Source organism: Leptolyngbya subtilissima AS-A7 (genome assembly GCF_039962255.1).
Taxonomy (GTDB): Bacteria; Cyanobacteriota; Cyanobacteriia; order Phormidesmidales; family Phormidesmidaceae; genus Nodosilinea.
In genome coordinates this window covers 493,005-505,386 of sequence record NZ_JAMPKY010000001.1, presented here as the reverse complement: position 1 = coordinate 505,386, position 12,382 = coordinate 493,005, and the positions used below count along the sequence as shown (strand labels likewise).

The window sequence follows — 12,382 nt, the reverse complement described above, 5'->3', positions numbered from 1 at the left end:
CCTCCATGAAAGGATTTTTCATTGGCCTATCGAAATTAATCTTGGGCATGGCGATCGCCCTCATTCTGCTGTCGATGGCGGGGGTGGCCACCGCCCGCTACTTCATGGGTCGCCTGTCGGTGCTGCCGCCCAAACCACTGTATGGCGATGAAATGCCGACCCCAGCCCCAGAGGCTGCTCCAGAAGCCCCTGCCGAGCCTGTAGTCGAAGCCTCACCGGCCCCAGCGGAGCCGCCGGCAGAGCCCGCCCTCGAGCCTGGTGACTACAACGCCACGGTGGTGCAGCCCATTGGCCTAGTCATGCGCGAAGGTCCCGGTGTCGAGTTTCCCCAAGTGGGGGGCGTGGATGTCAACGAAGCGGTGGTGGTGCTTGAAGAACCCGCCGACAAGTCGTGGGTTAAGGTGCGGGTGGTGTCTAACGGTCAGGAAGGCTGGGTCAAGGCAGGCAATACCCGCCGTGTTGAATAGCCCAACCCCTCTCCTAAGACTGATTTTGCCGTTGAGCCTGCTCCTCCTATGGGAGGAATGTTAATTAATCTAACCAAGCCTTAAGCTTGGTATCAGTTCCTGGCTGCGGTTTCGTTTGAACTCGGCCAGGGTGATAGCGTGAGGTCTGAACAGCCCTAGAGTTGGGTACGCAGTTTCTACACACAACGGCTGCTCAATTCTTGTGCGTCATACCCCATTTTTAAGAACCCATGCATAACCTACAAAAAGACTGGATTGGCTCCGTTGCGATCGCGGCTCTAGGGGCTGGCGTGATTACTAGCTTTGCGGTTGCCCAAGGGCAGAATCCGTTTGTGGGCCTGGCAATTACTGCATTTGCAGCCGTTTCAGCAGTAGCGATCGACCACTTTTTGTAGACCTGGCTTAAACCGCCTCTATCTTGAATCAGTAACCCCCGCCGGGCGGCAGAGCAACTGCTGATGGTGGGGGTTTATTGCTAGGCGGTGCCGCAGACGTGAGTTCTCCTGGCCCTCAAATCGTAAGAGGGTGCCTCCTGCTGTTAGTTCAAACCCTGCTGAATGAGCCATAGCAGGGCAAGATGACCGGGATAGAAGGCATAGAACCATCGCGCCTTGGGTCCTCGCTTCCCACTGGCCAGCCAAAAGATCAGGGGGACTGCGATCGCCGGCAGTTGAAATGGCCCCTCTATCCAGGCCCAAAGCAGATGAAAACCGATCCAGGCCAACCCCCACGGCACCGTGGGGCGGTAGTATCGGGTGAGAGCAATTAACCCAATGCCGTAGCTGCTGTAGCCCATAGCCAGCAGTTCGCTCAAACCCGCCCCCCCAATCCAGATAGGCAGCTGAAATCGAGGAAACGCCCGCACCAACCGCAGACAGATCAGCCCCAAAAGCAGCTCGAACAAAATATTGGGCTCAGTCGTATCAAAGGTGGCTTGATAGATAGGCTGAGACACCACGCCCAACACCACCAGCCGCAGCCCATAGCGTCCCACATGCTTGGTGTGGGCCTCACCCTGTACCAGCAGCCAGATAAACAGCGGAAAGCTGATCCGCCCAATAATTCGAAACGCGATCGCCTCAGGGAAAAACACCACGCCGATGTGATCCACCAGCATGGTCACCGCCGCTAAGACTTTGATCTGGTAGCTAGTTAATCCCTTGGGAAAATCGCTGGGTCTTGACTGCAATAGCTGAAACCTGTTTGGACTGGTGATCTATACCCTTGATCTAACACAAGGGAGAGCGACCGTTTACCCCGAACAGCGGTAGATTTGAGGCAGTCTCCTAAGCGTCCCTATGCCGATCATTCTGCCGCTGTTTGCTAAAGCCTTTCTGACCCTGTTTGTGGTGATTGACCCGGTGGGGCTAGCGCCCTTGTACCTGGCGTTGGTGAGCGATCGCACCGAGACCGAGCAAACCCAGATCGCCACCCGAGCAGTGGCGGTGTCGGCAGGCATTCTTTTAGCCTTTGGGTTGACGGGGGCCTACGTGCTGCACAACCTGGGCATCAGCCTGCAAGCCTTTCAAATTGCGGCGGGGTTTTTGTTGTTTAAGATCGCCCTCGACATGATCTTTGTGCACCAGGAGCGCGAAACCGAAGCCGAAGCACAGGAAGCGGGTACCAAGCAGGATGTCAGCGTGTTTCCGTTGGCAATTCCGTTGATTGCCGGACCGGGCAGCTTAGCCAGCATATTGGTGCTATCGCGGGAGTCAACTAACTATTACCTGGGCCTGAGTGTGGTGTTAGCGGCAGCGGCGGTGGTGTTGCTGCTGTGTTATCTGTTTTTGCTGCTGTCGCGGCCGCTGGCCAAGGTGCTGGGCCAAATTGGCATCAACGTGGTGACCCGAGTGCTGGGGGTCCTGCTGGCAGCCTTGGCCGTGCAGTACATGCTCGATGGCTTGCTCAGCCTGCTCCAACTGCCCCCCGCTCAAGCCTTTGGCATCGACACCCCCACCCCTGATTCTTAGGCGCAAAAAAAGACGCCCCGCAGGGCGTCTTGTAACACTTATAAGGACAGAGAACGTAGACTAGCGGTTGCCGGGGGTGCGACCACCCTCGTCATTGCTGCCGCCGTGGGGGCGAGAGTTGCCGGGGTCACAGCCCTCTGCACCATTGCCGATGCCCTGGTTGCAGTTCTGTCTGCGATCATCATCATCGTCGTCATCATCATCGTCGTCGTCATCACCCATATCCACCTCACCAGTTTCGGTGGTAGTCTCACCAGTTTCGGTGGTAGTTTCGGTGGTGTTGGTGATGGTTTCAGTCAGATTGGAAAAGTTGCTGCTGTTGACGATGTAGGCCGACTCAACGGTTTCGACCTTGCCCATGTAAGCCAGGGCCTGATAGACAAAGCTACAGGCTTCAGCGCGAGAAACCACCCCAAACAGGTTTAGCTGGGTGATGGTGGGATAGTTCACCAAAATGCCGCGCTCTACCAGAGCCGCGATAATGACGCGATACTCGCTAGGGATCTGGTTGGCATCGCTGAAGATGCTCAACAGGCTATCGACCGACTGCCCAGAGGTGACTTGGGTAATGTTAAGCCCTCGGGCCAGCATCACCAACATGTCGAGACGGGTCATGGTGCCGTTGGTGTCAAACGTCCCATTGGAGACCTCTAAAAAGCCCATGGAATAGGCTTTTTGGATGGCGCTGTAGGCCCAGTAGCTGCGGTTGACGTTGCGCAGGGTGACGGTTTGACGCGAAGCAGGCATATCAAAGGCCTGAGCAATCATCGCCGCATACTGGGCTTTGGTGAGATTGTTGCTCGGCAGAAAATTTCCGCTGGGAAATCCGCTGACGACTTTGATGGCCGAGAGGCGATAGACAAAGTTGCTGGCCCAGTAGTTGGTGGAAATATCGCTAAAGCTGACCTGGTTGACGGTGGTGGTCGTCGTGGTCGTGGTGCGCTGCTGCTGGTAGATGACTTCGCCCGATTCGACGTCATCACCGTCATCGTCATCATCGTCGTCGTCATCGTCTTTGGTGTGGGCTGCATCGAGAGCCTGGTCGAGCAGGGCTTCATCTTTGAGCCAGTTGAAATTTTGAATAGGCCCTTCGGCGGCTAGGGCGATCGCTGCCGCACTGCCGACGGTCAAGGTAGCCAAAAGCGCCGAAAGCGGTGCTACCCGCAGTAGCTTAGCCCAGTTAGTTTGAGTCATTCTCGTTCATTCCCCGTAGAGTCTTTGGAGTGTAATAGTGATGCGGTAGACAGACACTCTTGTAGCACCATGTACATGTGCAACATCCGCAGTCTGCCCATCTCATCGATCGAAATCGCAATGCTCCTCATTGCTGAACTTCCATGACGCGCCCAAAACCCAGGTGTTGCAGGGCCAGAGGCACTTTATAGAAATTCTATGCAACCTTCACGATTCTTTGATAAGCAGCGAAATTTTGTTTCTATCAGAGACTTTTCCGCTACTTGATCAAGAATACTCCTGTCAACTGAGTTTTCCCTTGATTTATGGCGGCAAATGCCGGCTTGATCTTTAATTAATGTCGAAAACGCCAACAGACAGTATTGGTTCACTCTGCGGTAATTTAACTGTGGCTGTAGATGAGAGGCTGGGTCAAATCGGCAGATTGCTGGCGGAATTCCTCTAGTTTAGCCAGTGCTTTACCGGTAGCCAGTAGCGTTTGGGCCTCGGCCAAGCCCCCTGCGAGAGAATCGGCCACGCCGCCCTGCCACAGGTAAAACCCGGCATTCCACAGAGCAGTCTTGGCAAGTTCTGTGGTACCGCCCGCCAGAACGTCTAGCAGGCGATCGCCCAGCGTCAGTTCATCGCCCAGCTCCACATCGTCGCCCTCTAGACCATAGTCGCGGGGGTGCAGCAGCAGGCGATCGGTCTGGCCAGGGTGGTTGACCCCAACGATCGCCGTCCTTCCCCGCGCCAGGTCGCAGCTGCCCTCCAGCCCTTTAACGGTAATCCAGTCGGTTTGGCCCCGCAGAGCAAAAGTTCCCTTGGCGAACTCCTCGGTGGGTGGGTGAACAAAGCCCATTGCCAGGGTGTGTGGACCAGCGTAGGGCGACCACAGCAGCTCTACCGTGGCAAAGGGGGGGCGTTTGCCGATCTGCTCGCGGTAAGGCACCAGCCCATGGGCCAGCGGAAAATGCTGAGGCAGATAGACGAAACCCAGACCGGTGCGGTTGAGCAGGGTGTGGGCCTGCTCTAGGCTGTGGGAGCGAAGGTCAACGCCCAACTGTTGCCACAGTTCAATCAGTGGAATGCCTTCCTTGGTGGGCATGCGATCACCCCCGTGCATCACCACTGGCACCCCGGCTGCCGCCACTACCAGCGCCGTGATCGGGTTCACGGGGGCGGTGCGCGACCGCCCGTCGTAGGGACAGCTCAGCACCAGAGCGTGGCGGCTGTAGGCGCTGTCGGGGGCGATCGCGGGCAGGGTCGGCCCCAGCGCTTCATAAGCATCCAGGGTGCCCGCCAGCTCATCAACAGTGGGGCGCTTGATGCGGTGGGCAATCATAAACGCACCAATCTGGGCTGGGGTAGCCGTTTGGGTCAGCATCATGCGGGTGGCGGCAGCGGCTTCGGCGCGGGTCAGCGCCTTAGAGGTGTGGCTGCCGCTGCCAACTTGCTTGAGCAAATCCCGAAACTCATGGCTCATAGAGACTGCTGACCCTGGGAACAAGGGGTTCGTAAAGGATGATTACCTAACTGTAAGACACCGCTGCGGGTCTAGGGCGAATGGGGGTGGCCAGGCTCTGCACCAGGTCGTGAAACCGCTGGATGGGGGGAATCACTAGGCGATCGCGGGTAGTCACTAGCACCACTGAGCGGGTCAGCACCGGCGCTTCGGTGGGGCGCACCGCTAGGGTGGGGTCATCGTGGCAGTCGGCTAGAGCCGACTGGGGCAGCAGCGCGACAAAATTACCCTGGCGAATCACCGCCCGAAAGGCGTCGAGGGTATTAAGCTCCATCGCTGGGTTAAACTCTTCGCCCCGATCTTGAAACTGCTGCTGCACCAGCCGCGCCATGCCGTAGCCATCTTTGAAAATAATCTGCGGAAACCGAGCCAGCATCTCCCAGGAAATGACGGGCTGGCGAGCCAGGTCGTGGTTGCCTGCCATCAGCACCTCAACCGACTCCTCAAAGAGGGGCGTGACCACCATTTCGGGCTGGGTGGTGAGGCGAGGGTTATCCATCACAATGGCCAGATCAACCAGGCCGTCGCGCAGCACCTTAAGGGAGCGATCGCTGCCCAAGGCCGTCACCCGCAGCTGCACTTGAGGATACTCCGAGCAAAACTGCTGGAGCACCGGCGGTAGCACCGTGGCGCACACCGACTGAATCGCCGCCACGCAGAGTTCGGGCTGCTTACCGGCCATCAGATCGGCGATATCTTTAGAAACCTGCATCCAGTCTTGGTAGATGCGCCGGGCCTTGGGCAACAGACGCTCTCCGGCCACCGTGAGTTTGGCCTGGGCACCCCGGTGAAACAACGGCGCATCCAGCTCGGCCTCTAGGGCCTGCACCTGGCGACTGACGGTAGACTGCGTCACCGCGCACTGCTGCGCCGCCGACTGAAAGCTGCCGGTTTCAGCCACCGATAGAAACGCCTGGAGCTGTTCTATGCGCATTGTTGACAGGTATCCACACCGCTGCTAGCAAAACAGCCTAACGGGGTTTCGTTAGGCCGCCCTTGTCTTGATTAGCAGATCGCACTCCCGCACTTGGTATCAAAAGTAGCGATACCCGGTTTAGGTCGCCGGGGTTCTTGGCGAAAAGCAGCGAGCCGCAAGCCGGCCAGTTCACTCCGGCCCTTGCATAACGGATGCTTGGTCCCTAAGTCTTCCCCAGCAGCAGGCTAAAAGCGATTAGACAGATTGGGTCTGGAGCTGACGCAGGGCCGCCTCAGCGTGGAGCTGCACCCCAGGGTCAGGGTCGTGCAGCAGCGATCGCAGCTCTGACTCCAGCACAGAATCACCGACCTGCCCTAAGGCCAGTACCAGGTGGCGACGCAGGGTGCTGTTGTCAGCGGTGGGCGGCAACAGCTGTAGCCAGTTCGCCAGAGCGGCTGTGGCCCGCGACCGCTGATTGGAGGCCACAGCCGCTAGCCCCTGCACCAGGGTCAACCGAGCGGGAAGCTCTAGCCAATCCCAGGCTTGAATCAGGCCTTCTAAGGCTGTGGCGGTATTCTGCCAACTCAGAGCCTGCACAGCGAAAATTTGTAGAGCTTCAGGGGTGCCGGGGGCTTGCAGTAGCTGTAGCAGAGGCGCTGCCGCCGCCGCACTCGACAACCGCCCTAGAGCATAGGTAGCCTGCTGGGCCACCCGTTCATCTGCGTCTCCGAGCAGCGGCGTGAGAGCGTCGATTAGCTGTTGGGCAGGCAGGCCCAATCGCAGTGCCAGCAGCCCCCGCACCGCCGCCGCCCGCACCGCTGCCGCCGGATCTGCTAGGCCTTGCTGCACCATGGGCAGCAGAGTGAGGTCGGCAAAGGCGCTGAGAGCATCGAGAGCAGTAGCTCGCACGGGCGATCGCGCATCGGCCATCGCCAGCTTTAGCCAAGGAATTGTGGCGGGGTGGTGAATGCGGGCTAGGGCCTGCACCGCCGCAGGCCGCAGCTCGGGTTGAGCGAGCTGCTCACCCAGGGCGGCGATCGCCCCAGGGCCAATCTGAGTTAGGGCCGCTGCCATCGCCTGGCGCAGGTCTTCGTCGGTTGTGGTGGCAAAGGTGTTGACCAGGGCGGCAATTACCTCGGGGCGATCGAACTCTCCCAAAGCGCGGGCCGCAAACCAGCGGGCTTCCCAATCGCACTCACTGTCTTGAAGCATAGCCAGCAGATCGTCTAAGGCCGCATCGCCCAGATCGGCGACCTGGCGCGACTGCTCCCAGCGATCGTGGAAGTCTCCGGCGCCTAACTTGGCTACCGTAGTTCGGGCCGCCTCCGACGGAGATGATGAAACCGCAAACTGATCAAAAGAGGACACAGGGCGCTCCTAGTTGGCTCTGGGTTGGCTCTGGAACTGGCATCGGCGGGAACCGGCCTTCTACACCATAGGACCTAAACCTGGGTTTCCCGAGGTTTGACTATGCAGTTCGCGCAGCCGCCTCTTGCGGAGCCTGCATGGTGCTTCAAAAAACGTATGAGTCTATACAAAAGCCTCTCTAGAGCGGTTCTAGGCTAGCCACACCTAACCCTAGGCTGATCTCGATCGTTCTGTAGCGATTGAGGCAGTAGCGTCTGGGGGAGACTGGGAGACTTTCACCAGTTAGGGGATGCGTCGGTAAACGTCTTGCTACAACGGTGTACCAGTGACCACTTCTATAAACACGGCCAGCACAGCGGCCACCGCCAAACTCAATAAGTTTGAACAGTTTAAGGCCGACAAAGACGGTCTGCTAGTCAAGCACGAGCTGGAGCAGTTTGCTCAGCTGGGGTGGGAAGCCGTGGACGACACCGACCTCACCCATCGGCTCAAATGGCTGGGCATTTTCTTTCGCCCGGTGACGCCTGGCAAGTTTATGCTGCGGCTGCGGCTGCCCAACGGGTTGCTCAACGGCTATAAGGCCCGCACCCTAGCGGAAATTATCCAACGCTACGGCGAAGATGGCAGCGCCGACATCACCACCCGACAAAACCTTCAGCTGCGCGGTATTTTGCTCGAAGACATTCCCGATATTTTTCGGCGCATGCACGCGGCGGGGCTGACCTCTATCCAATCGGGCATGGACAACGTACGCAACATCACCGGGTCGCCCGTGGCGGGCCTTGACGCCGACGAGCTGATAGACACCCAAGGGCTGGTGCGCAAAGTTCAAGACATGATCACCGCCAATGGCGAAGGCAACGCGGCCTTTAGCAACCTGCCCCGCAAATTCAATATCGCCATTGAGGGCGGGCGCGACAACTCCATCCATGCGGAGATTAACGATATTGCCTTTGTGCCCGCCTACCGAGAGGGTGTGCTGGGCTTTAACGTCGTGGTAGGGGGCTTTTTCTCTGCCCGCCGCTGTGAGGCCGCCATTCCGCTCAACGCCTGGGTACCCTCCGACGACGACAGTGTCGTGGAGCTGTGTCGCGCCATTCTTGAGGTGTACCGCGACCATGGCCCGCGGGTGAACCGGCAAAAGGCCCGCCTGATGTGGCTGATTGACGAATGGGGCATGGAGCAATTTCGGGCCGCGGTGGAAACTGCCTACGGGCAGCCGCTGCTGTCAGCTGCGCCCAAGGATGAAATGGACTGGGACAAGCGCGACCACATTGGCATTTATCCCCAAAAGCAGGTGGGGCTCAACTACGTGGGGCTGCACATTCCGGTGGGGCGATTGCAGGCCAGCGATCTGCTTGACCTGGCCCGCCTGGCGGAGGTCTACGGCAGCGGCGAACTGCGCCTGACGGTGGAGCAGAACGTAATTATTCCCAACGTGCCCGACTCGCGGCTGGCGGTGCTGCGGCAAGAGCCGCTGCTGGGGAAATTCTCGATCGCCCCCTCGGCGCTAATGCGATCGCTGGTCTCCTGCACCGGGTCACAGTTCTGCAACTTTGCCCTGGTGGAAACCAAACAGCGCGCCGTGGCCCTAGCCGAGGCCCTAGACGCAGAACTCACCCTATCGCAGCCGGTGCGCATTCACTGGACGGGCTGCCCCAACTCCTGCGGTCAGCCCCAAGTGGCCGATATTGGCCTGATGGGCACCAAGGTGCGCAAGGACGGCAAAACCGTGGAAGGGGTGGACATTTTCATGGGCGGCAAGGTGGGCAAGGAGGCTCACCTGGGCGAAAAGGTGCAGCAGGGCATTCCCTGCGATGAGCTGCATGGGGTGCTGCGATCGCTGCTGATCAAAAACTTCGGTGCCCAGCCCAGGAGCACCGCTGCCAACCTCAATGGCGTGATGGTGACAGTGGATTAAAAAAATGTCCTGCTGGCCAACGGCCCCAGGACACACAGTTTGCATTTGAGGCAAACGTAGCACAGTCCATAACCTGGTGGCGAGGCCAAATATTAGGTTTTCACAACCTTGTGTTTTTGCATGTTCCTGGAGTGAGGCGTTCTTAGATTCAAACCGATTTCCCAAATTTTCTGCTGTAGGAGATTCCCTCGGAAGCCCCCTTAGAAAGTAGAGCAGGGGGGATCTCCACCAAGAACTTCCCTGCTGTGAACTGCTACCCCCTACCCATCCACCCCCTTACCCATCCACCCTCTATGACCGATCCGGCTAAAACCTTGTGTCCCTACTGCGGCGTGGGTTGCGGCCTGGAAGTTTTACCTCCGGCCCAGCCCAACAAGCCCACTAACCGTGACGCAGCAGGCAATCCGCTGTGGCAGACTCGGGGCGATCGCGCTCACCCCTCTAGCCAGGGCATGGTGTGCGTCAAGGGAGCCACCGTGGCCGAATCCCTCGATCGCGATCGGCTCAAATACCCCATGATGCGAGCCTCCCTCGACGAGCCATTCCGGCGTGTATCGTGGGAGATGGCACTGGATGCGATCGTCAACCGCATTCAAACCGTGCGCCAGGAGATGGGACCGGACGGCATCTGCGTCTACGGGTCGGGGCAATTTCAAACCGAAGACTACTACGTTGCCCAAAAGCTGGTGAAGGGCTGCCTGGGCACCAACAACTTCGACGCCAACTCGCGGCTGTGCATGTCGTCGGCGGTGGCAGGCTACATCCAGAGCTTTGGCAGCGACGGCCCGCCCTGCTGCTACGCCGACCTGGAGGCTACTGACTGCGCTTTTTTGATCGGCACCAACGCCGCCGAGTGCCACCCCATTGCCTTTAACCGCCTGCGCAAGCACCACAAGCGCCACGGCCACGTCAAGCTGATCGTAGTCGACCCTCGCCGCACCGACACCGCTAAGGCCGCCGACCTGCACCTGGCAATTCGCCCCGGCAGCGACATCACTCTGCTTAACGGCATTGGCCACCTGCTGCTGCGCTGGGGCAGCCTCGACCCCGAGTTTATTGACGGCTGCACTCAGGGCTTTGCCGCCTACACCGAGGTGCTGCGCCACTACGAGCCGACCATTGTGGCCGATCGCTGCGGCATTTCTGTCGCCGATTTAGAAACCGCCGCCCGTGCCTGGGCCGATGCCAAGGCGGTGCTGTCACTGTGGTCGATGGGGCTCAACCAGTCGTCGGAGGGAACGGCAAAGGTCAGGTCGCTGATCAACCTTCACCTGATGACCGGCAATATTGGCCGACCGGGGGCGGGGCCATTTTCCCTCACCGGGCAGCCCAACGCCATGGGCGGGCGCGAAGCCGGCGGGCTATCCCACATTTTGCCGGGCTATCGTCTGGTGAAAAACGCTGACCACCGCCGCCAGGTGGAAGAGTTCTGGGGATTGCCCACCGGGCAAATCTCGGCAACACCGGGCCTGGCCGTGGGCGAAATGATGCTGGCCCTAGAGCACCAGCAGGTGGGCCTGCTGTGGATTGCCGCCACCAACCCAGCAGTCAGCCTGCCCGACCTCAACCGCACCAAGGCCGCGCTGCGCCAGTCTCCCTTCACCGTCTACCAAGACGCCTACTACCCCACCGAAACCGCCGAGTTTGCTCACTTACTGCTGCCCGCTGCCCAGTGGGGCGAAAAAACCGGCACCATGACCAACTCTGAACGGGTAGTGACCCTCTGCTCCGCCTTTCGCTCGCCCCCCGGCGAGGCCCGCCCCGATTGGGAAATTTTTGCCGAGGTGGGCCGCCGTCTGGGCTTTGCCTACCAGTTTGACTTCGCCACCAGCGCCGAGGTCTACCGCGAGTTTACCCAAATCACCCGAGGGCAGCCCTGCGATATCACCGGCCTCAGCCACGATCGCCTGCGAGAGCTTGGCCCCATTCAGTGGCCCTGTCCCGACCCTGAGACCGCTACCACCGCCGCCACCCGTCACGACAAGCGCCTCTACACCCGAGGTATTTTCAACACCGCCGATCGCCGGGCTCGCTTCGCCGCCTTCCACTCCAACGGCCTGGCCGAGCCGCCCGACGACCAGTTTCCCTTTGTGCTCACTACCGGTCGGCTCTACGGTCACTGGCACACGCAAACCCGCACCGGGCGGATCGAAAAGATTCAGAAAATGCACCCGGCTCCGTTTTTGGAGATCAACCCCCGCGATGCCCAGCAGCTCCAGGTGCAGGGGGGTGAATGGGTGGAGGTGCGATCGCCCCGCGGCATCGTCCGGCTACCCCTGCTGGTCACCCAAAATATTCGCCGGGGTACCCTATTTGTGCCTATGCACTGGGGCAGCCTGTGGGCTACCGATGCCGAGTGCAACGCCCTCACCCACCCGGTGGCCTGCCCAGTATCAGGCCAGCCCGAGCTCAAGGCCTGCGCAGTGCAGGTCGTGCCGCTGAAGCGACCCGAGGCGGCGACTGTAGCCGCCGAAACTTTACCCGAGGCTACAGAATCGTCTATTCTCTCAGCAGCACCCACTTCTTGAGCAGTCAGCATCGATGGCAAATTGGGCCAAACGGTTAATCAAGCAACTCGAAAACGACACCTTTTTAAGCCGCCTGCACCAGTTTGAGGGCAGCGTCTCAAAGGCGCTCTCCCTGGGTATGGTGATCGTTATTCTGGCGATCGTGTTTGATCTGGCCTGGGTGCTGGTTAGAGCCATTTTTACCACCGCCCCTGGCGAGTTTTTGGACGAAACTGTAATCGATGTTTTTGGCCTGTTTTTAACCGTGCTGATCGCCCTGGAGATTTTAGAAAATATCACCGCCTACATTAAAAAGCACGTGGTGCAGGTTGAGCTGGTCATCGCCACGGCCCTGACGGCGGTAGGTCGGAAGTTCATTATTCTTGACTTGGAGGATGTACCGGGTACAACGCTGATTGGGCTAGCGATCGCCGTCTTTGCTTTGGCCATCAGCTATTGGATTGTGCGCGTGAGTCATCGTTAAGGGAAAGTTTGTAACAATATGCTGAATAGCAACACGAATTTAGGTAGGGGT

11 protein-coding genes are annotated in these 12,382 nt (G+C 59.2%); 6 read left to right on the top strand and 5 right to left on the bottom strand.

What is annotated here, in order from left to right; translation table 11 throughout:
* The first annotated feature begins 5 nt into the window (after positions 1-5).
* Both NC979_RS02340 and NC979_RS02335 read left to right on the top strand, forming a co-directional pair.
* Positions 6-467: an SH3 domain-containing protein gene (locus tag NC979_RS02340; protein WP_190523358.1), complete on the top strand. Its 462-nt coding sequence runs from the start codon at positions 6-8 to the stop codon at positions 465-467.
* Between the two features lie 230 nt (positions 468-697).
* Positions 698-862, top strand: a complete 165-nt coding sequence (locus tag NC979_RS02335; RefSeq protein WP_190523356.1) for a hypothetical protein — start codon at positions 698-700, stop codon at positions 860-862.
* 143 nt (positions 863-1,005) lie between these two features.
* Here the strand turns inward: NC979_RS02335 and NC979_RS02330 are convergent, their stop codons facing one another.
* Positions 1,006-1,656, bottom strand: coding sequence for a TraX family protein (locus NC979_RS02330; RefSeq protein ID WP_242024179.1), 651 nt, complete (start codon positions 1,654-1,656; stop codon positions 1,006-1,008).
* A gap of 109 nt (positions 1,657-1,765) precedes the next feature.
* On the opposite strand from NC979_RS02330, the gene NC979_RS02325 reads away from it, so the two are divergent.
* Complete coding sequence (locus tag NC979_RS02325) at positions 1,766-2,437, top strand: MarC family protein (RefSeq protein ID WP_199309001.1); 672 nt, start codon at positions 1,766-1,768, stop codon at positions 2,435-2,437.
* A gap of 60 nt (positions 2,438-2,497) precedes the next feature.
* On the opposite strand, the gene NC979_RS02320 is transcribed toward NC979_RS02325, so the two are convergent.
* From NC979_RS02320 to NC979_RS02305, 4 genes are all read right to left on the bottom strand, one after another.
* Positions 2,498-3,631, bottom strand: coding sequence for an S-layer homology domain-containing protein (locus tag NC979_RS02320; protein WP_190523354.1), 1,134 nt, complete (start codon positions 3,629-3,631; stop codon positions 2,498-2,500).
* A gap of 382 nt (positions 3,632-4,013) precedes the next feature.
* On the bottom strand, positions 4,014-5,096 hold the full coding sequence (locus NC979_RS02315) for an anthranilate phosphoribosyltransferase family protein (RefSeq protein WP_190523352.1): 1,083 nt from the start codon (positions 5,094-5,096) through the stop codon (positions 4,014-4,016).
* 46 nt (positions 5,097-5,142) lie between these two features.
* The gene (locus tag NC979_RS02310; RefSeq protein ID WP_190523351.1) at positions 5,143-6,069 is read right to left on the bottom strand and encodes a LysR family transcriptional regulator; all 927 of its coding nucleotides are present in this window, start codon (positions 6,067-6,069) and stop codon (positions 5,143-5,145) included.
* Between the two features lie 237 nt (positions 6,070-6,306).
* Positions 6,307-7,419 (bottom strand): HEAT repeat domain-containing protein, encoded by a 1,113-nt coding sequence (locus tag NC979_RS02305; protein WP_190523349.1) that lies wholly within the window; start codon positions 7,417-7,419, stop codon positions 6,307-6,309.
* A gap of 325 nt (positions 7,420-7,744) precedes the next feature.
* Here NC979_RS02305 and NC979_RS02300 point away from each other — a divergent pair, with 325 nt between their 5' ends.
* The 3 genes from NC979_RS02300 (at position 7,745) to NC979_RS02290 (ending at position 12,331) form a co-directional block, all read left to right on the top strand.
* The gene (locus tag NC979_RS02300; RefSeq protein ID WP_190523347.1) at positions 7,745-9,340 is read left to right on the top strand and encodes a ferredoxin--nitrite reductase; all 1,596 of its coding nucleotides are present in this window, start codon (positions 7,745-7,747) and stop codon (positions 9,338-9,340) included.
* Positions 9,341-9,633: 293 nt separating this feature from the next.
* On the top strand, positions 9,634-11,868 hold the full coding sequence (locus NC979_RS02295) for a molybdopterin oxidoreductase family protein (RefSeq protein WP_190523345.1): 2,235 nt from the start codon (positions 9,634-9,636) through the stop codon (positions 11,866-11,868).
* 13 nt (positions 11,869-11,881) lie between these two features.
* Positions 11,882-12,331: a phosphate-starvation-inducible PsiE family protein gene (locus NC979_RS02290; protein ID WP_190523343.1), complete on the top strand. Its 450-nt coding sequence runs from the start codon at positions 11,882-11,884 to the stop codon at positions 12,329-12,331.
* Positions 12,332-12,382 lie beyond the last annotated feature (51 nt).